The organism is Sphingobacterium sp. N143, from assembly GCF_030325625.1.
GTDB lineage: Bacteria > Bacteroidota > Bacteroidia > Sphingobacteriales > Sphingobacteriaceae > Sphingobacterium.
Genome location: NZ_JACAIS010000011.1, coordinates 85647 through 112435, shown reverse-complemented (window position 1 = coordinate 112435; position 26789 = coordinate 85647). Strand labels below are relative to the sequence as shown.

Below are 26789 nucleotides of genomic sequence, written 5' to 3'. Positions count from 1 at the left end.
TCCAGCAAAAAACAGAAAACGTAGAACTCAACGATCGCTGCCCACTTATTTTTTTATAGCAATATACTGCTTATGTAACAGTTTGCATTCTCTTTTTGAAAAAATACATTCACATTATTAAAATCTTCAATCGACAAGTTATCCTTCCACTGCACCTCTAGGTAAGAAGTGTTGGAAATAATGTAGGAATCCAACTCTATACCACTTTCGATAACCTGTGGTTGTATCTTTTCCTTAATGACTTTATGAAACTGAATCTTTGGATCATTAATCCCTTTAGAATTACGAATACCTTTGGGATCAATAAATTTGATGTGTTGTTTCCCGCCTCTAATGATCCATAATATAAAATCCGGATAGAAATTATTTCCATCTGTAAAAAAACCTATGCCCTTCTTACTTTGGTTGCGCAGCACGTGCACTTCTATTTCCCTCAGTGATTCTTGATTTTTTAAAGTGTAATCTACCAAATCATCTAAAAACTGCTTTTCGGACACGTCTAAAGCTATTGGACTCACCTGTATTTGGTTTTGATAGTTTTTGCCCAGATAAACCAAAGGCTTATACAAATGCAATAGATTGTCGAAGGCACTAGCTTCTGATGCTATTTGAATATGTGAAAAGGCTGGTTCTAAAACCGTTGTTTTCAACTCTTCAATTTTGTTTTGAAACTGAACGACGTCTTCCTCAGTGTTTAACTTAAAGTCGTATTCCAGAACAAAATTCTCATCAGCACCATTTAAAATAATAGCTTCTACGTGATTGGAATGAAATTCATTTTTGTAAAATAGATAAAACTGCTCAATGTATTTTTTTAGTAATGTAACGGCCAATTCTTGCCAAATAGCTACATTTTCGTACCTTGAAAATTCTAAATGATGGGCAGGAATGTACAAATTATACCAAGATACATTTTGCAAGATGCTTTTCAAATCTTCTAACTGAATGCCTAAATTGTAATAACTTTTATCAGCCTTATGATTTTGAACTTCTAAATAAATCGCATTCCAATTGAGTAAAGAAATATGATGAGCATTTAAAAAGCCATTGTTTTTAACCATTGCCGCACCAGATGATTTTTTTTCCAGAACATCAATTTTTGGATACCAATCAAGTTCAACCAATCTGCCATCAAACACTTTCTCGTTGTAAACCAACGCAAGTATTATATTCCGTTTAAAGTTTTCGCTTTCCTTTACGGCAATGAGTTTGAGTTTGTTTTGCGCGACAATTTCTTTTTGAACCGTAGGAATGTTAATGGTAATCCAAGAAGAGTCATTTACCGGCAAACCTTCTTCTTCCAAGAACGATTTGAACTGCTCCATATAGTCGGCTTTTACACCAAAGATTTGTAGCGTCTCTAAATGGCGAAGCAAAGGCTTGATTTGTTTGATCGTTTCTGGTTTTTGATAATCATCTAACCCCGTAGACCGTTTCAGCGAAAATTGGTAACCTTTCAATCGCACGCCACGCCCAAATAGTTGTATAATTTGCGAACCTTCCGATTTCCCTACATTCATTAACCCCATAGACGATACTCGCCAAGAAGACCAACCTTCGGAGAATTTTTTGGAACCAATCAGTAAATTAATCGGAGAAGTGTCTTCATTGATTTTCTTAAATAAAGAGTCGGAAAAATCTTTTTCGCTACCTAAGACATTGTTATTGATGGCCAGCTGATACAAAGTTTTTTCATCGCCAACGTTAATCACACCAAAGTAATCGCTATCGCCTACACGCAAGCCCAGTTCGCCATCAGCACCTTTCAGATTGTCTAGGTACAAATTGGCGCCAAGCGTGGTATTATTGAAAACCAATTCGTTGATTTGCGTAAAAATTGTTTGCGCATCCAGATTTTGATCTAACAAATAGCTGAACGACGTTTCGAAAATTGAAAAGCCCTTTTTATCGACCAATCCGGCTTTGTTATGAACCACCTCATCTATCTGCTGAATAGACGCTGTTGGATTTTTCAAAAAATCAGTTAAGAAATAAATGATTTCCAACACGTCCGAAACTTCTTTGCCGCCTTCTTTTCGTACAGCATTTACTTTACCACCTACAAAAACCCACAAGGGTTTGTGCAAGAGAAAATCTCGTAACGCTGTTTTTTGCTCTTTAAACAATAACTGTTGCTGAAAAAATGAAACCAAATTGGCAGTGAGATACAGTTTTCGGTATCGGTCATCATCATTTTTTAAGTTGAGAATGCGGTAGTCTTTACCGTAACCATCTTCATAGAAATATTTATAAGAGTAGTCAAACAAAATACTCTTGGCATATTCTTGCGTAAACTCCGATTTTTTAGCACCTGAAGCAGCATTGATGGCCTGCCCGAAGGTAGCCGAGTATTCGAAAGCAAATCCGGTTTGGCTGAGTTTGTCGCGATATCTTTTCCAGCTGTCGCCGCTCATTCCACCGTGACCTTCATCGATCAAGACCAAATTGTCCGTCTCGAAACTATCTACAGCGACCGTTTTGTCGCCACTGTTTTCGGACAGCTTGGTAATTTCCAACACTTCTACTTCTCTACCCGAAAACATCTCGGGCGTATTTTTACTGAAACTGTTGGCCTGAATATTTGAGAGTTTAAACTCTGCCAAATGCTGTTTACTCAATCCTTCATTGGGGGTGATGAGCAACACTTTGTTTTGGTGATGCACATTGTAGTGGTTGGCATAATGCAGATACTGCTTAATGTTGATGTGCATCAGCAAGGTTTTGCCCGATCCGGTAGCATTCCAAAAGGCTAGTTTGTTTAAGCTTTCCAATCTAAATTTGGAAGCCGTAAAAGGATCCTTGTCTTTTTTCTTTCCTGTGCCAGTCAGAGTCAGTTTAGAATTAAATTTATCAACGAATTCATTCAGATCTACCAGCAATTTTACCTTATTCTGAAAATACTTGTCGAGATACACTTCCGTGAACAAAAGCGAGAGATACTGAAAATACTTCCAGGTGATGAGTTCTTCCCGGCTTTCGGAAATCTGCTTGGTGTAGCGTACAATATTTTCATCATAAGTCTGCAACATCGTGGGTGTAAGATGTTCAGAACCATACAAATGACCGAGGAGCCTTTGTAGATAAAAAGTATTGCCTTCTTCGGTATAGCCTTCGTTTACAGACAATTTGAGGTCGGTAAAAATTTCTACGCCTTTTTTGCCGATGATTTTTTTGCCAATACTGTCTATACCAAAAAGCGACAGCATATATTTATTGAGTACGAGTTTGTCGTGAAAGTTTGCCATTTAAGTACATTTTAATTTTGAATGAAATCATTTAGCTTATCAACCATTTTCTTATGATGGTCTTCAATACTCATTTCATCCCAAGTATCGGCATCATACTCATTCATCATTATATATTGTTTTATACTGTCATACGCTAATCCAGTTTTGCTGTTCAATTTAGAATAGTAATTCTTTTTTGCAGAAGGCAAATGATGATTCAGTTTTGAGTTCTTCTGATGGCTAATTAAACATAGGTTTCCAAAAGAATGTAATGCCTCTTTATTTTCTAAAGGTCTACCTCCAATAGGGTTTTGCGGAAAATAGTGTTCTACCGAACTGCGAAAAGTGAATTCAAAATCGACCCCCTCATCGCCTACATCCAATTCATTCCAAAGTACGTAATCCAGAAAGTTGAAAACTAAATTATTCTCAATAGATTTATAATTCAACAAAGGGTTGTTATAGTTAATTATGGGATAATCCTCCGTTAGTTCTTCAGATTGGTAAATTAGCTTATTGTATTCTAAATTACTTTCCTTTTCTGTATTCAAAAACCTAAAACAGATTAGTTGCTTGGCGATTTTTTCCAGATAAAGCTGATAATCCTCAAAATCTACTTCTTCGGTGTTCATTAAATGAAATAAAGCAGCATTTAACCAATGTTTATAGATCATAGTTGGTGTTGATACATGAAACATTGAAAGCAACATAACAATGTATTCATTATCCCAATTTTCATCCTTACCAAAAGTATTCACATAGTACCCTTTTTTACCGTCGTTAGATTTAAGTTTCAGTAAACTCCAGCCTTCTTTATCGGCTATAAATTGCCTTTTAATCACATACGAATCCATCAACCATTTTCCTCGTAGAAGATTAAACATAAAGTCTAATACAAATTGCTTAGCTTTTTCTTTGGTTTTGCTTCTGATTGTTTGCTTAAAGAAGTCTATCAACTTTTTGTCATCTAATGAAACGTTACTATTTTCAGTTTGAATTTTAAGGATATGCAACAGGAAATTTTGAAAATTAATAGGCGAAGTAAATCGTTCTGAAATTTCGATTGTATTTTCTTCATTTGAAAACACTTGGTTATTATCTAATATTTCAGCGATCTTCATCTTGAAATGTTCGCCACTAGTATCTTTTTGATCATTAAAATCTAAAAATGCCTCAATAAGCGTTTCGGAATCTTCAATAAGCAAGGTTGACCAATCTTTCCCAAACAGTGCTTTTCTTAGCGTCGGTTCAAAGCCAAACTGTACATAGCGTTCCATATTTTGAACAGCATCCCAAATGATATGAAACAAATCCTGAATTTGCTCATTATCTTCATCTTTTTCATCATACAACGTATCGAGCAACATTGATTTTACAACTTCGTGCTTTTCCAATTGTTCTCCTCTGTTATTCATTATTTCGAAATAATGATTTAAGTCGGTATCGTGAGGAACTTCAACGCGTAAAATGGTAACATAGTTTTCGAGAAATAAAGCAAATTGATTTATACTCAAACTACTCTCAGCAAGCTTTGTCTCCAGTTCTATTTCTATGCTATCATAAGCTTCTTTAATGGTAGAATGATATTCTTTGTGACCGTCAAAATAGCCAGCTTTAGCAAAACCCATTGCATTTTGAGATAATGGCCGGCTTTCAAAATTCAATATCTGCTTATCAAACCACTCAACCTCCTTAAATTTATTTTTTAAAACTGACAACATAATCGATAAAGTAGTAAGTCTCTGTTGGCCATCTATTGCATCATAAACAGTTTCTTCATTTATTTTCTGTGGATAAACCACCAATGTTCCAATATAATAATTTGTTTTTTCGGGTATATAATCAACGATATCCTGGATAAGTTGTAAAATTTCACTTCGTCCCCAGGCGTAGTTACGTTGATAGATAGGAATCCGGTATTTTCCTGAATTGAATAATTCCTTGATATTGAAAGTTTGTACTTGATGGGACATTAATTGATATAATAAAGCGATTTTAATATTTCTTCGAGTTCACTGATCGACCTTTGTCTTCTAAAATTATAATCAACCGGTCTTGCCAAAGCTTCCTGCGGAGAATAATTGTTTTTAAAATCTGCAAAAAGATTATTTTCCAAAACATAATTATCTAAGCTCACAAACTGTATTGCATAATATTCTAAACGCAATCGGTAAGCCCAAGCAAAGATTCTCTCAACAGCTTCATTGATTTGGTTAAATCCAAATTTATCTACGTAAAAAACCAATGCACACTCAAAAAGCGTTCTTACATAAGTATCGCCGGTACGTTCCCAACCACCATAGCTCGTTATTGTATGGAAAATATTCTTTGAGTTTTCATTGAGTTTTAGATGGTCTTGGATATTTTTAATAGACATATCAAAAATATCTTTGTAATATGTGATCATCTCAAAAAATCGTCTTCCGTTTATGATAGGCGCATCCAACTGAAATGGATAAGGCTTCTTGCCCAAATCTATTTGCCGGTGGTAACTTTTATTATATTCATCGGTGAAATGATGCAATATTCTCAAAGAATCGACATATTTAAAATCACCAATTTTTTCTATCGTTACACCTTTGAAAAGATATATCTTATTTTTATCAAATACCTGTGCAGAATCTCCTCGAGACCAAGACCGGATTTTGAATAAATATTCTGCAAATAACTTTGCAAGCTCGTTAGACTGATGCCTTTCCCATACCGTTACACTTTCCAATTTTAGTTTCTCGTCATTTTCAGCATATTCCCTCAAATGATAGGCTTTCAGCAAATCGTGAGGATCCAAATCTTTGCCTCTGGCATTCTGCGAATCGAAAAACTGAAATGCTTCACTGATATGTCCAATCTCAAAATAAATAAGTTCGCAATGATTAAGAAAAAACCTTACAAAGTCTTCATCACACTTTGCTACAGCCCGTTTAGCAACGGTATAATTTCGTTGAATATTATAAGCGGAGGTCTCATTGCTGAAATCAAAATCTACTAGGTTTTTACTAATTGCTTCTATTTCTTTCTTTAAATGTGGATCTTCAATTTTAATAGTTTCACAAATGGATCTGAATAGCAAAATACAACTGATGGTACGTTGCTGCCCATCCACAATATTCAACTCAGGCTTATTAGCATCTTTGTGTACAACCAATGTTCCCAATCTGTAAGCAGACTTTCCCTTAAAGAAATTAACATCTTCAATTAACTGCGAAATATGTTTCTCACTCCATTTGTAAGGACGTTGATACACAGGAATACTCAAATCCTGCATCTGCAACAGTTGGCTTATGGTAAGGGTGTCAATTTGAAGGTCTTTCTTCTTTTCCACAACTTGATTTGCCATTACAATCCAGAAATATTAAACATCTTCTTAAAGAAAGTTTCCTCTATCAGTTTCACTTTAAACGTATCTCCACTTATACGAATATTATCAAAATGATGATCGCCATTAATATAGATTTGATCAAACTCTGAAGAACGAACGCTATCGTAGATTTTACGGAAACGCTGTGCGGTTTCTTCGTTGGTGGTGGTTTCTAGATTTCGCCAGATAACCAAAGTTTTGATGCCTTCTCGGGTTTTGCCTTCTACAAACTTGATGTCGCTCACACGTTGCACACGGCTCACATACATCCCGATGAGGTAGTTAAAGGTTTCTACCAAATCTACCTTGGTTGGCACCAATTCATTGTTCTCGGTCACTTTTAACTGGTAATTGAACGGATTGCGGAACATCTCGATATTGAATAAATGATCCTGCGTTTCTACATCGAGCATATATTTGAGTAAATAGTCTTCTTGTGCCGCTTCGCTAAACTGGAACAAACCATCTTGACTGCTTTTGCCCAATTGGAGATTGTTAAGTGTATCTTCATAGCTTTCTAAAACCTGGTATTTAAACATTTGAGAAATGCCTACGGTATCTTGCGGTTTTCCGTTTTTCCAATTATCAGTATAAATTACTTTTTGGATGCGCGGTTTAGTAACGGTATTGAAATAAGTCCCCATTTCTATCAATATATATTTGCGTTTACCTCCATCTTCACGGTTGAGCTTGATGGTAGCGTGACCGGTGGTGCCGGAACCAGCGAAGTAGTCGAGGACCGTTGATTTCGAGGCATTCACTGTAGTTAGTTTAAGATTATTGATTAACAAGTTAATTGATTTAGGAAAATCAAACAGCTTAACGCCGAGTATATTTATAAGTAACGTATTACCGTAATTGCCTGCATCGTATTCACCAGCATTCCAAACTGTTTTTGAAACGTTTTGTTCGTGAGTAACGAATAAGTCAAGAAGTCCATCTTTTTCAATAATTGTTATTCTATCCAAATTGTCACTTATAGAATCTAATCCGAAATTCCATCGTCTTTCTATACCTTCTTGATCAATTGGATAAATTGCGACTCGACCATCATCCAGTTTTACATTTTTGCTTCCTGGATGAAAACTGTCTTCGGGGACAGAGCCAATTTCCACGATTTGATTGTTTTCTACGATAATAGGATAAAAAGACAATCTTCTTTCGGTTCTTAACGAATTTTCCCCCCATCTTCTCATCTTTCTCGGTTTTTCATTCTCTGTCAAAGTCCTTTGAATCACATTGCTTTCATTCTCTGGCGTCAAAAAGATTGCATATTCGTGAACTCGATTAAAATCCTTTGTAATCGAACCTTTCGGATTGTGAACTACGGTAATACGAGATTGTCTATAATCTGGATAAATCTTAGATGAAAGAATACTCAAATTTGAAACCTCTGTATCATCTATTGCTATTGTTTTTGCCGCTTGATGATGAAGAAGATTTTTGGAAATTTGCATTCTATCGTTTAGAAGTGACAGCCACGACGACTTTTTGTAGTCATTTTTATATAATATTGGTGCAGAATCTGTATTATACGGAGGATCTATATAATTATATGTAATTGCCTCCTTGTATTTTTCCTGCATCAAGTTCAGCGCCTGAAAGTTCTCGGAGTTTATCAATAAGCCATCAGTTTCATCATCTAGATTGTCAAACTCTGCCAAAAGGCGATCTTTGAAATCTTCGGAGAAAAATTTGGTATCAAGCACTAAAAACGGATGTTCAGAAAGATATCTCTTCGCTTCGCTCACAATGACAACGTCGTAGAGTATTTTCCATTCTGCCAATTGCGCTTGATTGGTAAAGATCTCTTCGTAATATTTTTCAGGAATACGATCGAGCGTAATGCAGTAATTGGTACTAATTACAAATTTCTTTTTGAGCCAAAGCTTCTTTTGAAAATCTTCTATCTGCGCCAAAAATGCAATAATCTTGCTAGCTACAGTTTTCAGCGCTTTTATTTTAGATAATTGTGCCGTGAAGTAAATCGGGTTTTCGGTATTGATGTCGTCGATGAACAGGACTTCGTTTTTGATGTAGAAATCAAGCTCGCGATGCAAAAATCCTCCCAAATCTTTGTGTATAAAATAGTCAAAACTGTTACGGCTGATGAAATCGTTGAGATGTTTTTCCAGCAGTGTCCGGTTTTTATTTTTCTCTGTGGGTGCTTTGTCAAAGGCCGAGGTAAATTCAGCCGGGATATTGTTTTGTATCCACTCCAAAGCCTGTTTGGCTAAGTCGTCTTGTTTTACGCTTTTTTTGTGTGTTTCGTAGGTGAAGTTGATATACAATTCACCATCAATCACTTCCAAAGACGATTCTTCGTAAATGGCGAAACGGCGTTCGGCATCGCCTTGCGTTTTGTTGTTATTTTGTTCAGTGCTGGCTTCCTTGAGCTGAAAATATATTTTTTTGCCATCACTGAGTTTGAATGCGTAATTCTTCAAATATTCAGATGTTTTGATGTAATATTGATCGGCATTTGCCCAATGCAGTTTCACCTCCTCACCTTCGTACGGAATGGCATAGACATCTTTTTTGTATCGGCGCAGTGAGATGAAATCGCCGTCTTTGTAATAGCGTTTAAAGAAATTGGCCAAATGCGAAAATACTTCCTGCTCCAGCGTATTGGTATCTATGGCATTGGTGACTTGCTGTTGCAAAGTCAAATATTTTTCTGATGACTCACGTGCTACACCAGCATCATCAAGGTTTTTGCCCATTTTATCCAATTCGGCTTGCAGGCTGATGCTATCTTTGGATTGTATTTGTGCCAGAATATCTTTGATTTCTTTAGGCAGTTTTTTATCGATAAAATCGTTAACCTGATCTCGTTTTTGGTTCATCACACGGTAGATCCCAAAATCGAGATCAGCCTTGTCCATTTCGAATATTTCTTTTAAAACTTCTTGAAGTTTATTATAGTTACTCATTTTTATGATTGTTGATGATTAACTGTTGATGACTTACCACCAATAACTAAGCATTATTTTGATTGTCTAATTTTTCTATTTCCTTCTTTACTTCATCAATCAACTGTTGTTCTGTTGGTAGATAGAGTTGATATTTGCTAGCTATGATAGTGCTATTATCGCTCGGTAAAGATATTTTCACAACAGCATCGTTTTTATCGGTGCAAAGCAAAATTCCGATGGTTGGATTTTCAAAATCTTGTTTCTCGTAACGGTCGTAATAGTTGACATACATTTGCAACTGCCCAAGGTTTTCGTGTGTCAGTTTTGTGGTTTTGATTTCGATCACTACGAAACACTGTAAAAGCCTGTTGTAAAAAACCAAATCAACGAAGAATTCATCACCATCAATGTGAATACGTTTTTGTCTGGCTACGAATGAAAATCCATTTCCTAATTCGAGAATGAATTCCTGCAGGTGTGTAATAATGGCCGTCTCCAAATCTCTTTCATAATAAGCTGTTTCTCTGCGTAAACCCAAAAACTCTAAAATCATCGGATCTTTGATGATTTCCTTTGCGTTCGTTGGTGCTTTTGCTTGTCGTGCTACTGCCAAAACCGATTGTACATCGTTACTCATCAGCAAACGCTCGAACAACTGGCTATTGATTTGCCTTTCTAACTGCCTGGCCGACCAATTATTTTTTTCGGCTTCCGCAATGTAAAAATCACGTTTGTCTGCATTGTCCACACTTAGCAATAATTTATAGTGCGTCCAACTGAATTGCGACCGCAGTGTGGACGCAATTGGGAACATTCTGTAAAATTGACGGTAACGTTCCAATTGACGTACGGAAAAGCCACTACCAAACTGGGGTTGGAACTCATCTGAAATTGATTTAATCAAAAAAGTACCGTAGGTAGCTCTTTCTTCTCCATGTTGTTCTTCTTCAAATATGAGTTTCCCAATTTGCCAATACATCAGCATACGCTCATTATCTACTTTGCGTACTGCATTGGTACGAGCCGTATTGACAATGGTAAGGATCTGTTGAAAAATGTCTTTCTTAATTTCCATTTTCTATATCAATTCAAAAGAAATGGTAAACAGTTCTTCTTCGGTTATGGTTCTGTTTAACTTTTGTTTGGCTTCGATAATCATTTGGTCACGTTCTTTTTCAATTTCTTCTTCGCGATCAAACATTTCTCTTTTTAGACGACTTACTTTCTTCTTGGCTTTCGCCAAAGTTTCCTGAAAGACCAATGCTTCTGCGGTAGATAAACCTTCCTGCATAGCTTGACGGTCTATTTCTTTTTCTGCTTTTTTGGCTTCTCGTAATTCTAATTCGGTAAAAGCAATTTTGTCGTCAGCCCAATTGTGGAATTTTTTGAATTCGCGTTGCATCAACAAAGCATCCGTATCTTCGAGATGATCCAGTTTTTGCTGCTTGTTTTTTTGATGCACCTGCTCTACATCTTCCGTTTTAAAATTACCTTTTTCTTCTTCTATGCACGGCAATCCGAGAATGAAACGACACATTTCATCATTTAAAATTTCACCGCTGGTAGTATTCCCTGTAAATAATAGAACAGAATGTGATTCGATTTCTGAGGAGACTTCTAAGTTGGTTATTTTAAGAATTCCCTGCTTTGATTTTAGTTTTTCAATATCAGAATACGTTGCCTTATGCTGAGAAAAATTGAATTTTAAATGCGCAGGAGGCGTTTGTTCCTTTTTGCCTTGTTGAATGATTTGTTGTGCGATAGCACTTTGTAAGCGAAAAGGCTTAGCGTCTTCTCGCTTTTTGTTTAGCGTGTATTTTTCACCAGTATTAAGAACAAAAGTAAAATCGTCGTATATAAACTGGGCTTTGTGTTTCATATAAAATCGTAGGAGCTCCCACAACCATTTTTCGTATTTCTCGATAAACACTCTGGTTTCGGAAAGTGTGATACGCAGTTTATCGATTACCGAAGCTTCGAAATGATCGAATAGTTTGGATTGGGTTTGTTTTACTTTTTCATCAATTTGATCCTCAAACTCTTTTTGTAATTTGGCGAAATAGGTTTCAATTTCTTCTTTGGTACGGCATTGTTTGTAGACTTCGATAATTCGTTTTTCGAAATCAACACCGTTTTCAATACTCCCCAACACTTCATCAGATGAGCCAAAAACGCCAGCAAAGAGTTGGAATTTGTTTTCCAGCAATTCAAAAACACGAGCTTCGACTGCATTAGCTGCATTTAAAAAATTGACTACCACTACATCATACTCCTGTCCGTATCTGTGACAACGCCCGATACGCTGCTCTACTCGTTGTGGATTCCAAGGTAAATCGTAGTTTACAATCATGCTACAGAACTGCAAGTTAATCCCTTCGGCAGCGGCTTCGGTAGCAATCATGATGTCGAATTTATCACTTCTAAAAGCATCTACCAACGCCTGGCGGATATCTACAGCTTTAGATCCCGTAATCTTTCCAGCATTTTTATCATCTGCTAACCAATCTTTATAAATTTGATTCGATAGCGGGTCGGCATTATTACCATTAAACAAGACAATTCTACCGTTATATTTTTCTTTGGAAAGACGCTCAAATAAATACTGTTGCGTGCGTGTAGATTCGGTAAAAATAAGTGCTTTTTGTTTTGCACCTAATTCATTTAATTTATCAAAACCTTTATCTAATGCCTGTAAAAGTTTTTCACCCTTTTCATTATGTTGGATGCTGTTGGCCAAGATTAGGAATTCTTCAAGCTGTTTTAATTCTTCTTCAATAGCAATTTTATCATCCAGAGAAATTTCTATTTGTTCGTCATCTTCTTGTGTATCCCCTTCGAATTCATCTAATTCATCATCAAGATTTTCATATTCCTCCAGAAACATTTTATACAAATCATCATCTACTACTTTAGCATTTTCTAATAAGTCTTTTAATCGTTTGATAAGTGCTTCTAAAGTTCTACTGATTGCAAAAGAAGACGATCCCAGCAACTTAAAAATTACTGATTGCATTAAATGCTTTTGAGCAGGTGGAAAAGCATAGGTTATTTCTTGACGTAAATAATCTAATACTTTTTCATATAAATCTTGTTCTTGTGCTGTGGGCGTAAATTGTTGGGTAATGGGAATGCGCTCACGATAATTAATGAATTCTTTCACATCACGACGCAATGTTCTATGAACGATACTATTCAATCTTTCCTTCAAACCTTCGATATCACGTGCTCCTGACTCCAATACATAATTCCGACGAAATGATTTAATGTCTCCAAAAATTTCCTGATCTATAAAAGAAACGAGGCCAAACAATTCGTCTAATCGGTTTTGTAGTGGAGTAGCCGTAAGCAATACTTTTTTATAATCACGTATTGCATTTTGGATGGTTTGGGCAGTAACATTACCGTACTTGTAGGCATTTCGTAGGTAATGTGCCTCATCTATAACCACTAAATCCCAAGATGTTAATTGAATTTCTTCTGCTTTTTTACGTGCAAATTGATAGGAACAAATTTTAATAGTTGCTTCCGCATCAAATGGATTTTTTACACCGTCACGGACTTTTTTATTATAGGAAATATTATCAAGTACTTCAGCCTTTAGATAAAATTTATCAGCTAATTCATTTACCCATTGCTTACGCAGCGATGATGGACATATGATTAAAATTTTTCGTTTACCTTCAGCCCATTTTTGACTCAATAATATGCCTGCTTCGATAGTTTTACCTAAGCCTACTTCGTCTGCTAAAATTGCTCCTTTTGAATAGGGTGATTTAAATGCAAATAATGCCGCTTCAATTTGATGCGGATTTAATTCCACCTTAGCATCCATCAAGGTCGTGCCAAATTTTTCTGGACTTTCTGCCGTAGCCTTTTTAGATAATTCGTAAGCGAAATATTTCGCTTGGTAATTATTGATTACACCCATTATTGCTAGAATTTAATAACTCTTTGATATCGATTTCTAGCAATGCAGAAATTTGCAATAAAGTATCCAAACTCGGTTGAACCTCATTAGTACACCAACGAGAAATTGTCGTTTCATTCTTTTCGAGCATTTGAGCAAGCCACTTGCTGGTCTTGCCCTGTTCTACAAGTACTACTTTCAATCTGTTTATTGGTCTTTTCGGCATAATAATCTGCATTTGGTGTAAAAATACGTACTTTATAGGATGTTTCCTATATGCAATATAAATATGTAATGATGGAATATGAATTGGAAAAATTATGTAGCTGTAAAACTCTTGAAGCAGCGAAAGAGTAAGTCGCCAAAAGACAGTTTTAGATTTATTTCTTCTGCCTTATTTCTAGGTGTTTACGGAACTTATATATACGTCTCGCTGTAACAGATCTTGCAAAAATTTGTTACAACACGAACTGCTTTACAAATTAAGTGTGTAGGAAGGAATTATTTCATGAGCTCGTTACTCTCGGTTTGAATAGTCATCAGACACACTTATCTTTATAACCTCAAAATTATACAAATCAAAACTTAAAAACTCCGATGTCTCGATCAGTAAGAAAAACTAAAATATTCGGCATCACTACAGCTGAAACAGAAAAACAAGACAAAAGGCGATGGAATAGAACATTCAGGAAAGTTTGTAAAAAATTAATCCGTCTAGAGAAAGACCCTCCAATCAAAATCCAAGGCGTTACAGACGTTTGGGATGGTGCGAAAGATGGTAAACGATACTACCGTCAGGCCACAAAAAAGGATATGCGGAGGTAGCTTTTTTATAACGTCTATTATCCGAAAAAGCATCCGTAGGCATCATGATCGATTTCATCCAGCAATAGTTGGAGATTTGCACTTTCCGGATTCGGTTCATAGGCTTCCCATTTACCAGATCCACGCATCCAGTAGAGTTTCCATATTTTAGAAGATTTAACAAAGCGAATTTTCGCAAACGGTAACTCTAAAATATTTGTTGGTTCATTCCATTGCGGTCTGATCTCAAATAGTAAGGCAATTTGTCCATCCCAAGAATAACCAAAATCCAATTGCTTACGCACTTCTTCATCTTTCGGTCGCTTAGCATCTACAAAGCTCTTAAACTGAACCTCGACCATAGAAATAGGTTCTTTTTTATCTATCATCCTTACAAATTTAAAATTATTGGTTTATTCTTCATCTCATACCAGTCGTCCAATACGCTAGCATTGATAAAAGATGTTTCTCCCTTCGTAAAACTACCGTAATCCTCGTGTATATGACCAAAAATATGATATTGGGGTTTTACTTGATAGACTCTCAAAAGCAATTCCTCACATCCAGTCCTTTTTCCGTAAACAGTTTCATCCAAAATACCAAAAGGTGGACCGTGTGTAATCAAAACATCTGTATCAACAGGAATCAAATCCCAATGCTTTTTAATTTCCGCTCCACGATTACGGTTAAAAGCCCAATTGTTAAACCACGGTGTAATGGGAGATCCCCAAAATTTGATGCCATTTATCGCTATGCCGGAATCATTTAGATAAATGATTTCTTTAGGAATTATTCTTCTGATTTTGTTTGAATCGGTCTCTTCAAAATAGAAATCATGATTTCCTGCAACAAATACTTTGTACATGCATCGTTTCAAAACTAATGCATTACAAACAATAAAGCATTGAAAATAATTCATCTTCAATGCTTTATAATTATTTACTAATATCTAGTTATATCCAGTAATATGCAACTACTTCCCGATACAGAATTTGGAGAAGATGTTATCCAACAGGTCATCGGTAGAGACAGAGCCCGTAATTTCTCCCAGGTGGTACAAGGCTTGACGGATGTCCATGGCCAAGAAGTCCGAAGTGATGGGATTGTCAATACCGTATAATACACGCTCCAGCGAATCCAATGTTTTCTGAAGGGCTTCTACATGCCGGATATTGGTGACCATCACATCATCAGTATTGAGGTTGCCCAGCTGTACCCGGTGAATCAGCTCTTCTTTCAATTCTTCTACACCAATCTGTTGTTTTGCTGAAATATATAATGGATTTAAGGCGCTGTATGCTGCTTTTTGTGGCTCTGACAGTAGATCAGCTTTGTTGATAATGGTCACAAATGGAATCTGAAGATGTTGGATCTCCAGTAATTGAGACTGCACGTCGTCAACATTGTCCTGTATCGGATCAAATAGATAGATAATCAGGCGGGCCTGTTTCATTTTTTCACGGGTACGCTCTACACCTTTTGCTTCAATGATGTCTGCGGTCTCCCGAATGCCGGCTGTATCAATAAAGCGGAATGTCACACCATGTATATTGATTTCATCCTCAATCGTATCCCGTGTCGTCCCGGCAATATCCGAAACAATGGCACGTTCTTCATTTAAAAATGCGTTCAACAAGGTCGATTTCCCTACATTTGGCTTGCCTGCAATAACGACTGGAACTCCGTTTTTCAGTACATTGCCCTGCTCAAACGACTGAATTAATTTTTGAACGATAGCCTGTATTTTGAGGATCAAAGATTTTAATTGATCACGGTTGGCGAATTCTACATCTTCTTCTGAAAAATCCAGTTCAAGCTCGATGAGTGAAGCAAAATGGATGAGATCCTCCCGAAGGGATTTGAGTTGATTGGAAAAGCCACCACGCATCTGCTGCATCGCTACCTGATGGGATGCTGCGGAATTGGATGCAATCAAATCTGCCACTGCCTCAGCCTGCGAAAGGTCCATGCCGCCGTTGAGAAAAGCCCGCAAAGTGAATTCACCCGGACGGGCAGCACGTGCCCCCCCTTGGATCAATAAATTAATGACTCGCTCAATGATGTATTTGGAATTGTGGGTGGAAATTTCTACAGAATTTTCTCGCGTATACGAATTGGGGGCCACGAATAGGGATACCAACACCTCGTCAATAATCTCTTCACCGTCACGTATGGTTCCGAAATGTATGGTATGAGAAGCCTGCTGGAGTAGATCCTTACCTTTAAATATGGCATTGGTAATGGAAATGGCCTGTTGCCCGGAAACCCGGATAACAGCAATGGCGCCGTTTGATCCGGAGGATGTAGCCAAAGCAACAATCGTATCTTCAGTAATGTAACCTGTATTGGACATGGTGCAAAGATACGTTAAATTGATGGAATGAAAGGGGAAAATAACCGGACAAAAAAATTACGGTTTCGGATTAAACCTTTGTTCAGACATCAATGTCATACCAATAGAAATGCTTGTAAAAAATAAACAAGACATATAGTGTAAAATAGTTGAATTGTAAATTTAAATGATGTGGTTATGAAAAAGATGATATACTTTGTATTAGCAATCGGAAGCCTTGCTCTGATGGCTCCGAAAGAATCTTTGGCTCAACATCGCGGATATGACAGATGGGAGCATAGCAAAGAACGCCGTAAATACGAGGAAAAAAGGGCTAAGGAATATCGGAAGTATGTAGAGAAACGTGAAAAGGAAGACCGGAAGTATCATAAAGAAGTAGCCAAGTTGTATCGAAAAGGCCACCGACATGGTCCACCATCATGGGCTAGGGCACATAGATATGATAGTAGGCATCATGTTTACTTCAGGGATTACAACACCTTCTATGATCCATATAGAAATGGCTACGTGTATAGGAGAGACGGAAGATGGAGTTTTTCTGCCAGTGTGCCTTCATTTATGTTGAATGTCAATTTAGGTGCTGCTAATATCCGTGTGGTCAAGGATGTACCGATCAGTAGACATCCGGAAGATTTTTACAACGATTATCGTTGGGATTAAAGATACTTTATCTTGTTGTTTGAACGTAAAAGCCCCAGTCAGCATGACGGGGCTTTTACATTTTGGGGCCTCAGCCCGAGATGAGCTGACCCTTAACTATAAGTTCGATGTAGAGGACAAGTTATCCATGCTTTGCATCCTCTGTTTACACATTGTCTTCGAAGCTTACTTTGTCAACCTCCAGCGATTTTATGCGGGCAAGAGATTCTATCCGCATGGCTGGTAGTGCTCTTAGCCTTTTACCTCCTTCTTGAAAAGACTTTTCAATAATAAATCCCATACCCATCAGGGACGCTCCTGACTGTCTGACCAGGTCCAAAATGCCGAAAGCAGCATTTCCATTGGCCAAGAAATCATCAATAAAGAGAATGTTGTCATCAGGAGATAGAAATTCTTTGCTGACACAAATATCGTAGGTCCTGTTTTTTGTAAAGGAATGAACTTCACTGACATACATGTCTCCCATGGTTTTGGGTTTGGCTTTTTTAACAAATACCACAGGTAGTTCTAATAGGTATCCCAGCATAATGGCAGGGGCGATGCCGCTCGCTTCAATGGTAATAATTTTGTTGATCGGTAGATCTGCAAAACGGCGGACGAACTCCACAGCAATGGATTTCATTAAGACGGGATCCATCTGGTGATTGATGAAGTTGTCTACTTTGAGTATCCCGCCAGCAAGACTTTTGCCGTCATGAAGGATTCTATCCTTTAATAATTTCATGTGTTAATTTATAATAATTACGATATACATTTCAATTTACTCCGTATGAACTTTAATCATTCTCCATATGATAAAGTGCATTGAATTCCTCTTGATGATGTTCAAGGATCACCTTACGTTTCATCTTGAGTGTGGGGGTCAGCTCACCATTTTCAATGGTAAATTCATTGTTCAGGATAATAGGTTTTTTGATCTGTTCCCAGTTGCCAAAGTGCTGGTTGGCCTGTCGCACTTCCTGATTTACTTTTTTAATGATAACCGGGGTGTTAAGGAAGTCTTCCTTGCTCATACGGGCAAGTTCGGGGGCATCGTTTTTGGCCCAATCCAATAAATGGGCATAATTAGGGACGATGAATGCTGACGCGAATTTCATACCGTCACCAATGACCATAGCCTGCTCGATAAATTTAGATTCGACAAGTTTGGTCTCTATGGGTTGCGGAATAACGTATTTTCCACCTGAAATCTTAAACATTTCTTTTTTACGGTCGATAATTTTGAGGAATTTCTCATCTTCCCATTTACCGATGTCACCAGTATGTAGCCAACCGTCTATAATTGTTTTGTCGGTTTCAGCTTTATTTTTGTAATAGCCCATCATGACATTTGGTCCTTTGACCAATATTTCACCATCATCGGCAAGCTTAATTTCGACAAAACGGACTGGGAGTCCAACTGTGCCGACCCGTATACCTTTGATGTAATGATTGACAGCAATAAGGGGAGACGCTTCTGTCATGCCATAACCTTCATACAACGGAATTCCAGCTGCCAAGAATGCCCGGGTCAATTTACTGTGCAAAGAAGCAGAACCTGAGGCTACTGTCAATAATTTGCCGCCTAGTGCTTCATACCATTTGTCGAGCACAAGCTTCTTCGCTAGCTTTAGCCGCATAGTATAAGCAAAACTTCTTTTTGCAGGATTTGGATCATATTCTTCTGCTACGGCTACGGCCCAATCAAAGACTTTTCTTTTGTATCCTTTAAGATCATGGCCTGTCTTCATGATTTTTTCATAAACTTTTTCAAGGATCCGGGGCACGACCGTCATAATGTGAGGTTGGACTTCTTTGAGATTGTCTCCGATCTTATCAAATGATTCGGCAATATGAATCGTAAAGCCCAAATACATATAAGTATAGAGAACCATGCGTTCGTAGGCGTGACAAGGAGGGAGGAAGGTCAAACCCCGGTCGTAAGCTTTACAGGGAGTAATTTCGGCAGCACCCAATACATTCGAAAAAATATTATCATGGGAGAGCATGACTCCCTTTGGTTTTCCAGTTGTACCCGATGTATAAATTAAGGTGGCAAGATCATTGGATTGGACCTGATCACGTAACTGGCTTAGGGTACCCTCTGGACAGTTGGTTCCCAGCTCTTTGAGTTCGTTCCAGCTTCGTGTTGCCTCCTGGTCTGCCATACAGAAAATGTATTTTAAAGTATAGATTGATTCGGTCAGATGCATCAATCGCTCATAAAGGCTTTTATTGCTTACGATACATACCCTGATCTCGGCATCATTGAAGATATACTGGTAGTCTGCGTCTGTAATATTAGGATAAATAGCGACAACAACAGCACCAATCTGCTGAATGGCAAAATCAACAATATGCCATTCTACACTGCTCCCTGCGATGAGGCCAACTTTTTCATTGGGCTTTACGCCGAGTTCGACCAATCCTTTGGAAAGGTCATCTACTTGTTTGAGAAAATCTGCTGTTTTGATATAATTCCACTTGCCGTCTATCTTATGTGCAAAAATGTCGAGATTGGGATATTTGCTGACCTGATGACGAGCAAGGTCAAATAATCTAAGTTTGTCTTCCATTTCAAATAATAGTTTTAGTTCCATTGGAACCCCCTTTCCTATGAACTGCATTTTAAGGGGAAAAGTTTGCAAACATAAATAATTGTTTCAAGAATCTGGAATGATTTTGCAATTAGCTTATTGCAATTGAATATAAGGTAGCACGATCGTGCCAACCCATTGCTTAGGGAAGGTCTCCCTTGTGGAAGGCTTCAAGGAGGAACGTTTCTTGAGGGGCAGATGGAAAAAAGCTAGTCGTTATCGACGACTAGCTTTTCTTCTTTGTTTTTCTTTGATCAAGAGGCCTAACTCTCGACCTGTTGCTCCGGCAACAGAGGTATTTTCCTGTGCTCTTCTGAACAGGTAAGGCATAACCGCTTTAACAGGTCCATAAGGCATGTATTTAGCTACATTATAACCATGTGCCGCCAAGTTGAAGCTCAAATTGTCAGACATGCCCAATAACTGTGCGAAAAAGATACGATCTGTGGATCTGTCGATACCGCGTTTGTCAATCTCTTTAGCCAATAACATGCTGCTATCTTCATTGTGTGTACCTGCCATTAATCCGAAGTGGTCCAGGTGATCCAATATAAACTCGATGGCTTCATTGTAATCTCTGTCTGAGGCAGCTTTGTTGGGCTGGATCGGATCTGCATAACCTTTCTGTTCGGCACGGGCCCGCTCGATCTCCATATAGGCACCGCGAACAATCTTAGCACCCATATAAAACCCTCTTACTTTGGCATATTCGAAATCTGCTTTTAATGATGCCAATTTATCGCTGCGGTATAACTGATAGGTATTATAGACAATAAGTTTTTCCATATTGTATTTTTCCATCATTTCGCGCGCAATGTCGTCTATAGCATCTTGGATCCAGGAATGTTCGGCATCAACCAATACTTTTACACCAGCCTGATGGCAGGCTTTACAGATACGGTCTGTACGGTCCAACATGCGCTGATATTCTGCCTGCTCCGCTTCTGTCAAGCTTTCTTTGGCATTGACTTTTTCAAACAATTCAAAACGGCCTAGTCCTGTAGGTTTAAATACAGAAAAAGGGATGTACTTGTTTTTACTGGCAGCAATGACAGTACGCAACACCTCTTCACAGCAAGCATCAAATGCTTTTTCGGTCTCTTCACCCTCTACTGAATAGTCTAAAATAGTTCCAACGCCATTTTCTCCTAACTCATTGATCGCTGTTTCACAGCCTTCGATGGTCTCTCCGCCACAAAAATGTTTGAAGATTGTCTTACGGATGATACCTTGGATCGGTAGTCCAATGTTCAGCGCAAAGTTGGTCATGGATGGACCTACTTTTGTCAAAAAGTTATTCGCTATTATTTTGAATAACCAATACGCTCTTTCCAAATCCTTATCACTTTTACTTTTAAAAGCGATCTCTGTATTATCAAAGGATAATGTTCTGGGCTCAGAATTCTCAATCATAATCTTTATTTGCAATAGGCAAATGTAGCAATTTAGTAAGCATTAAAACGATGATTATTCTTGTATTCCCCAGTTAAACCACTATTTTTGTGAAATGCAAGAATTTAAAATAGAGGGCGAGTATATACAGCTTATCCAGTTACTTAAAGCTTTAAATTGGGTTGAGCATGGTGCTATGGCTCAATGGGTTGTGGAAGAAGGGTATGTGAAGTATAATGGGCAGGTGGATTATCGGAAAAGATTGAAATTGAGACCTGGTGATGTGGTTGAATTTGATGGTATGGAAATAAAATTGGTGTAATATTAAACAATATTGGTAAATAGAAAACTTAAACCTTAAAGAATCGTAGAATGGAAGTCATAGAAAGTTTGGGCTATCGGGTATATTTTGATGATACATTGGCCTCGTTAGAGACATTTTTAGCAGAACGGCATTACTCAAAAATCATTGTGCTGGTAGATACCAATACCTTAGACAATTGCTTGCCATTGTTTCAACAAGCCCTGCCCAATTTATCCAATTATGATATTATAGAAGTTGATCCTGGTGAGGAGAATAAAAATATAGATTTTTGTATCGGTGTATGGCAAAATATGCTCGATTTTGGAGCTGACCGCCACTCCCTGCTCATTAACCTGGGGGGAGGTGTCGTTACCGATATGGGGGGATTTGCAGCGTCCACCTTTAAACGAGGGATGGATTTTATCCAGATCCCGACAACATTGCTTTCACAGGTGGATGCTTCTGTCGGTGGGAAGACGGGGATAGATATGGGCAGTGTCAAGAATATCATCGGAACATTTGCCCAGCCGCAGGCGGTATTTATTTCGAGCCAGTTTTTAAAGACCCTGGAGCCCCGCCAGCTTGCATCGGGATTTGCGGAAGTTATTAAACATGGACTGATTTTCGACCGTGCATATTACGATCAGGTAAAGGCCCTGTCAATTGATCAGATTGATAATAGCTTGGTTAAGCATTCAGTTTCGATCAAAAACAGCGTTATTCTCGAAGACCCTAAAGAAAAAGGCCTGCGGAAGATCTTGAATTTTGGACATACTATCGGGCATGCCATTGAAGGCTACTCACTCTTAAATGACCGTAATTCTTTATTGCATGGTGAAGCCATTGCTATTGGAATGATCTGCGAGGGCTATCTCTCGCACAAATTGAACGGACTTTCGTTGGAGGAGCTAGAAGATCTGATCCATACTTTTAGACAGCATTTTGGTGATTATAGGTTCGATTCGGCTATCGATACGACCCTGTTGGACCTGATGCGAAATGATAAGAAAAATCTATCCAATCAGATCGGTTTTGCCTTACTGAATAAAATCGGTAGCTGCCAATATGATATTTTTGTATCTGAAGAGGATATTATCGAGAGCCTCGATTTCTATCGAGAGCTGATTGGATCATAAAATTTTCAGGAATGGGCCGTATATGGGGAGAATATACGGCCCATTCCTGATCAGAGGAGTTTTGCCTGTAGTTGCAATTGATTTTGCTCCTCAACTTAAACTGAAATTATAACCATTTATATCATGAATAGAATCTTCATTTTTTTATTTTTCCTTTTTGGAACCGTTGTCCATGCACATGCGCAAAGGCAAGTATTGATCTTTAGTAAGACACAAGGATTTAGGCATAAAAGTATCGAAAAAGGGGTGCAGGTGCTTACGCAACTGTTGGACAAGGTGAAAATCAAGGCTGACCATTCGGAAGACGCTACATTATTTACCGATCAGGGCCTAAAAAAATATGATGCGATTATATTCTTAAGTACCACGGGGGATATTTTGGATTCTGCGCAAGAAGGTGCCTTTATGCGCTATATCCAATCAGGGAAAGGTTTTGCCGGTATTCATGCTGCAACGGATACGGAGTTTGACTGGCCTTGGTACAATGGTCTGGTGGGTGCTTATTTTACTTCACATCCCGCTGTGCAAAAAGCTAAAATCGATGTATTAGACCGGGAGCATCCAGCAACAAAACATCTGGACCCGATCTGGTGGCATAAGGATGAATGGTATAATTTCAAAGATGTGAAAGATGGATTGCATGTGCTGATGAATTTGGATGAAAAGAGCTATAAAGGCGGAAAAATGGGCGACAAGCACCCCATATCATGGGTACAGAACTATGATGGTGGTAAAGTCTTTTACACTGGACTTGGACATACTGAAGAGTCTTATGATGAGCCTGAATTTCAAAAACACCTGATCGAAGGTATACTATCTGTGATCCCCCAAAAATAAAAACTGTAATCCAAGTCATACTTCCCCAAAAGACTTGATCCTTTGGGGAAGTATATATGGCATGATAAGATCAACCGCACTAGAGTTTCGTCCGAATTTCTTATTATTGAACCGACAAACCCTGATGGCAGCTATGAGCTCCCTAATATTTTATACGGTATTTCGCACCTAGGTTAAACCATCTTCCGGGCATCGGCACGGCAGCAGCTTCAATATAGCTCTTGTCAAAGAGGTTTTGTACATCGGCAAATATATTGAAATCGTTCAGCTGATAAGATGCTCTTAGATCGGCAATGAAATAAGATTTGTAACTGATGCGTTCGTTGAAACGATTGGCCGTGGTGAACATCCAGTTTTTGTGTTGAACGGTAAAATTAAGGATGACCTGATGTCTTAGGCTTTCGATAGCATATTTGGACAGCATACCATTTTCAATTTTTACCGTTGGATGAAGATAATTGTAACTTAGTGTCGTATAATACTTAGTGTCGGCATCTGAATCGCTGAGGTTGTAACGGAAGGAAACGTTTAAGCCATCCATCGTATTTTTCCCAATATTGGACGGCTGCCAAGGAATCACTGTTCCGGTATCTGCCGCGTCCGTTGTTTTTTGCCAATCGATAAAATTATTTATTTTGCGATGAAAGTAACCTGCCTGTGCGATAATGCGGCTGGAGAGATATTTGATGCCACCTTCGATCTGATATGCATTTTCTGAGGTCAGATCTGGATTTCCGATATTGGCAGTCTGGTTGTTGTATAGATCGGTAAAGGAGGGTACCCGTTGGCTCGATCCAGCATTGAAAACAAGTTTCCAATGTTCAGTAATATCATAACCAAGGTCCAAGCCAGGGAATATCTGCCAGCCAAATTTGGAATTGTAGTTGATATATGCACCTGCATTGAGCATTAATTTGTCTATCGATTCGGTTTTAAATTCTAGATAACCACCGTAATTTTCACGATTGTGAAGACCGATACTTGTGCTATTGATCCGTTCGAATCTGCTTTCTAACCCCAAACCAAAAGTACCATAGGTTTGTTCCAGTGCAGCATTGATCTCTGCCCCAAAAACATTGCTATAATGTTTTGCCCGGCCCTTGGTGGTCTCCCTGCCCAAATACCAATATTCGTCCTCATTGTACCGGTTGCTAAGGCGGGGGCTGATCGAAAAACTGGGTGTTACCTGATGCTTGGACTGTAAAGAGGAAAACACTGTTTTGACTTGCTCATAGGCTTCCTTATCTGTGGGAGCAGCGTAATAACCATTTGCGCCGAACTGATTGTTGATATAACCAAAATTTGCCTTTATCTGATTGGCATCATTGGGTTGGTAGCTGCCATCGTAATAGATTTTGTTGTTGTTAGCGGTGGTATTGTAGCGCTGTCCATTGGTATCTTCGTGACCTAAATAGAGGCCATGACTGGTTTTTCCTGCAAGAAACTGCCCTCCAAACTGTAGGCCTTTTCCATAATATTTACCTGAATTTGTCTGTTCGTTATCTTTAAAAGAGGAACCAGCATATACCTGGGTGCTTAGCTGATTGGAATCGACCTTCTTGGTGACGATATTGATTGCTCCTGTCAATGCATTGATGCCAAAAATACGGGATGCTGGCCCCCTAATAATTTCGATCCGTTCAATAGCTTCTAAGGGTACCGGGAGGTTCATATTATGATGTGCACTCTGAGGGTCTGTAATCTTGACACCATTTAATAAGATCGCCGTCTGCTCAAATGATCCCCCGTCGATGCTAATATCAGCTTGAGAGCCGAAAGGTCCTCTTTGCCGGATGTCCACTCCAGGTATATTGGTCAATAACTCATTTATAGAACGATTAGGTAAACGCTGTATGTCTTCTTGTGTCAGAATTTGTATATTCTTGCTCTGTTTTGAAAATGGGATCTGAAGCCTGTTTTGATTAATGATGACTTCATTGAGTGCCGTTGTATCCTTTATTTGGCCATTTGCTCCACCGATAGCAAGAACAATAGCAAGTTTTGTTAGGGTAATCTTCTTGTTCAGCATGATTGTATTCAATTCGTTTGTTTATTCATTGCATGTCTTTTGCCTGGGGTATCCATAGACCTTTGGCTATCCATAGTCGATGAGACAGTAGCAACTGGCAATGATTCGTATGCCAGGATTATACAATGCTGCAGTTTCATAGATTTTGTGTCGCAAAACTAATGGAGTTGACTAGAAATGAAAATAGTCCGGTCATAATAATATATATGGTCCGGTTTGATTACATCCATTCTTCCCGCCCAATGGGTTTCTTGTCCCGGATTTGAATACTATCTTGTTTGGATATGCTTTTGATTTTGGGGCTATGGGTCAGGTCAGGCTGGCCGGCCTCCAGCCAAGCGGAATACCAATAGGACGCTACACGTAGGATCGTTTTACGCATCCTTCTTTCGACCATGCCCTGCATGGCGTCGTGATAGGCCTGGGCGTATCGATCAGAATAGGTCCATATCAATTGATTGTTCCGTTCGATAAATGAATTTTTTTGTGTTGCTTTAAACCGCTTATTGAGGTCAGCCTCGACGGTTAAAACTGAATCGACAAGAAAATTGCTTTCCCGGATAATATGCCATGCTTCCAGCAAGGGGTCTTTAATATAGGTGGCTTTGCCTACATAGAGATTATATGTGTCGGCAAACATCTCAGGGAGCCGGCTTTCCCAGAAAGCGTGTATGCCCAACTGACCCGTCAATTGTCCATTGTAGTTTTTTGTTGTGTGTAAAGGTACATGGGCATCGGCTATATAATGCCCCAGATCTGCAGAATAGCTAATAATACGATTGTAATCTTTAGATTGGAATGCTTTGACAAGCTTTAAATACGTGAAGTTGATCTGCCATGGGATAATGCCATTTTTTAGCAGCTGCTGTTCCCGAAACTTTTCTTTGACCTGTGACCAATGTACAGGGATAGAATCGACCTGCCGGTCTTGCCGGTAGTCTTCGATGTCAATAAAATGCCGGGGACCCTCTGCACTATCAATAAAACAACGCTTGTCGGGATCGACTGCTTTCTCTGTAATCAGATCGATATTCGATTTGTAAAACCTGGCTAAGGAAGATGGGAGCGCAAAAACAGCATAATGATTGATCTTTTTGTGCGCAAAAAATCCCCATGAGCAGCAGATGAATACGGTCATGGCAATAAGTGGTAAAAGGAGCGGGCGCTTCATGATAGTAAATTGGTTATTAATAAATTATTGATAATAAATATACGTAAAAGGAAATTAAAAAGGGGCAGACCATCGATCTTCGGGGTGTTAATTTATATTCTGTTAACATAACTAAACAAT

Annotated in this window: 19 protein-coding genes; 4 read left to right on the top strand and 15 right to left on the bottom strand. The window is 38.4% G+C overall.

Features of this window, described 5'->3' with window-relative positions:
• Nucleotides 1–53 precede the first annotated feature (53 nt).
• The 10 genes from HX021_RS19400 to mnmE form a co-directional block, all read right to left on the bottom strand.
• The gene (locus HX021_RS19400; RefSeq protein ID WP_286592239.1) at nucleotides 54–3245 is read right to left on the bottom strand and encodes a DEAD/DEAH box helicase family protein; all 3192 of its coding nucleotides are present in this window, start codon (nucleotides 3243–3245) and stop codon (nucleotides 54–56) included.
• Nucleotides 3246–3256: 11 nt separating this feature from the next.
• On the bottom strand, nucleotides 3257–5200 hold the full coding sequence (locus tag HX021_RS19395) for a GmrSD restriction endonuclease domain-containing protein (protein ID WP_286592238.1): 1944 nt from the start codon (nucleotides 5198–5200) through the stop codon (nucleotides 3257–3259).
• A complete protein-coding gene (locus HX021_RS19390; protein ID WP_286592237.1) occupies nucleotides 5200–6549 on the bottom strand; it encodes a DUF262 domain-containing protein in 1350 nt (449 codons plus the stop codon). Before HX021_RS19390 ends, HX021_RS19395 begins: the two co-directional genes overlap by 1 nt.
• A 14-nt stretch (nucleotides 6550–6563) precedes the next feature.
• Nucleotides 6564–9518, bottom strand: coding sequence for a DNA methyltransferase (locus tag HX021_RS19385; protein ID WP_286592236.1), 2955 nt, complete (start codon nucleotides 9516–9518; stop codon nucleotides 6564–6566).
• Between the two features lie 46 nt (nucleotides 9519–9564).
• Nucleotides 9565–10575: a PDDEXK nuclease domain-containing protein gene (locus HX021_RS19380; protein ID WP_286592235.1), complete on the bottom strand. Its 1011-nt coding sequence runs from the start codon at nucleotides 10573–10575 to the stop codon at nucleotides 9565–9567.
• Nucleotides 10576–10578: 3 nt separating this feature from the next.
• A complete protein-coding gene (locus HX021_RS19375) occupies nucleotides 10579–13428 on the bottom strand; it encodes an SNF2-related protein (RefSeq protein WP_286592234.1) in 2850 nt (949 codons plus the stop codon).
• Nucleotides 13412–13633: a helix-turn-helix transcriptional regulator gene (locus HX021_RS19370; RefSeq protein WP_286592233.1), complete on the bottom strand. Its 222-nt coding sequence runs from the start codon at nucleotides 13631–13633 to the stop codon at nucleotides 13412–13414. The genes HX021_RS19375 and HX021_RS19370 overlap by 17 nt, the downstream gene beginning before the upstream one ends.
• A gap of 616 nt (nucleotides 13634–14249) precedes the next feature.
• Nucleotides 14250–14600 (bottom strand): DUF3024 domain-containing protein, encoded by a 351-nt coding sequence (locus HX021_RS19365; RefSeq protein WP_286592232.1) that lies wholly within the window; start codon nucleotides 14598–14600, stop codon nucleotides 14250–14252.
• A 2-nt stretch (nucleotides 14601–14602) separates the two neighbouring features.
• The gene (locus HX021_RS19360; protein WP_286592231.1) at nucleotides 14603–15076 is read right to left on the bottom strand and encodes a metallophosphoesterase family protein; all 474 of its coding nucleotides are present in this window, start codon (nucleotides 15074–15076) and stop codon (nucleotides 14603–14605) included.
• Between the two features lie 108 nt (nucleotides 15077–15184).
• Nucleotides 15185–16564, bottom strand: a complete 1380-nt coding sequence (gene mnmE, locus HX021_RS19355) for a tRNA uridine-5-carboxymethylaminomethyl(34) synthesis GTPase MnmE (protein WP_286592230.1) — start codon at nucleotides 16562–16564, stop codon at nucleotides 15185–15187.
• A 177-nt stretch (nucleotides 16565–16741) separates the two neighbouring features.
• On the opposite strand from mnmE, the gene HX021_RS19350 reads away from it, so the two are divergent.
• On the top strand, nucleotides 16742–17224 hold the full coding sequence (locus HX021_RS19350) for a hypothetical protein (protein WP_286592229.1): 483 nt from the start codon (nucleotides 16742–16744) through the stop codon (nucleotides 17222–17224).
• Between the two features lie 145 nt (nucleotides 17225–17369).
• Here HX021_RS19350 and xpt read toward each other — a convergent pair whose 3' ends face one another.
• From xpt to HX021_RS19335, 3 genes are all read right to left on the bottom strand, one after another.
• Nucleotides 17370–17948: a xanthine phosphoribosyltransferase gene (gene xpt / locus HX021_RS19345; protein ID WP_286592228.1), complete on the bottom strand. Its 579-nt coding sequence runs from the start codon at nucleotides 17946–17948 to the stop codon at nucleotides 17370–17372.
• Between the two features lie 52 nt (nucleotides 17949–18000).
• A complete protein-coding gene (locus HX021_RS19340) occupies nucleotides 18001–19779 on the bottom strand; it encodes an AMP-dependent synthetase/ligase (RefSeq protein ID WP_286592226.1) in 1779 nt (592 codons plus the stop codon).
• A 237-nt stretch (nucleotides 19780–20016) separates the two neighbouring features.
• Nucleotides 20017–21213: a proline dehydrogenase family protein gene (locus HX021_RS19335; protein WP_286592225.1), complete on the bottom strand. Its 1197-nt coding sequence runs from the start codon at nucleotides 21211–21213 to the stop codon at nucleotides 20017–20019.
• Between the two features lie 94 nt (nucleotides 21214–21307).
• Here HX021_RS19335 and HX021_RS19330 point away from each other — a divergent pair, with 94 nt between their 5' ends.
• The 3 genes from HX021_RS19330 (at nucleotide 21308) to HX021_RS19320 (ending at nucleotide 23469) form a co-directional block, all read left to right on the top strand.
• Nucleotides 21308–21514 carry an RNA-binding S4 domain-containing protein gene (locus HX021_RS19330; RefSeq protein WP_286592224.1) on the top strand — a complete coding sequence of 69 codons (207 nt, stop codon included), beginning with the start codon at nucleotides 21308–21310 and terminating at the stop codon, nucleotides 21512–21514.
• 50 nt (nucleotides 21515–21564) lie between these two features.
• Nucleotides 21565–22632 (top strand): 3-dehydroquinate synthase, encoded by a 1068-nt coding sequence (gene aroB / locus HX021_RS19325; RefSeq protein WP_286592223.1) that lies wholly within the window; start codon nucleotides 21565–21567, stop codon nucleotides 22630–22632.
• 123 nt (nucleotides 22633–22755) lie between these two features.
• Complete coding sequence (locus HX021_RS19320; protein WP_286592222.1) at nucleotides 22756–23469, top strand: ThuA domain-containing protein; 714 nt, start codon at nucleotides 22756–22758, stop codon at nucleotides 23467–23469.
• Nucleotides 23470–23611: 142 nt separating this feature from the next.
• On the opposite strand, the gene HX021_RS19315 is transcribed toward HX021_RS19320, so the two are convergent.
• Both HX021_RS19315 and HX021_RS19310 read right to left on the bottom strand, forming a co-directional pair.
• A complete protein-coding gene (locus HX021_RS19315) occupies nucleotides 23612–25498 on the bottom strand; it encodes a TonB-dependent receptor plug domain-containing protein (RefSeq protein ID WP_286592221.1) in 1887 nt (628 codons plus the stop codon).
• 220 nt (nucleotides 25499–25718) lie between these two features.
• Complete coding sequence (locus tag HX021_RS19310; RefSeq protein WP_286592220.1) at nucleotides 25719–26669, bottom strand: zinc dependent phospholipase C family protein; 951 nt, start codon at nucleotides 26667–26669, stop codon at nucleotides 25719–25721.
• Nucleotides 26670–26789: the final 120 nt, after the last annotated feature.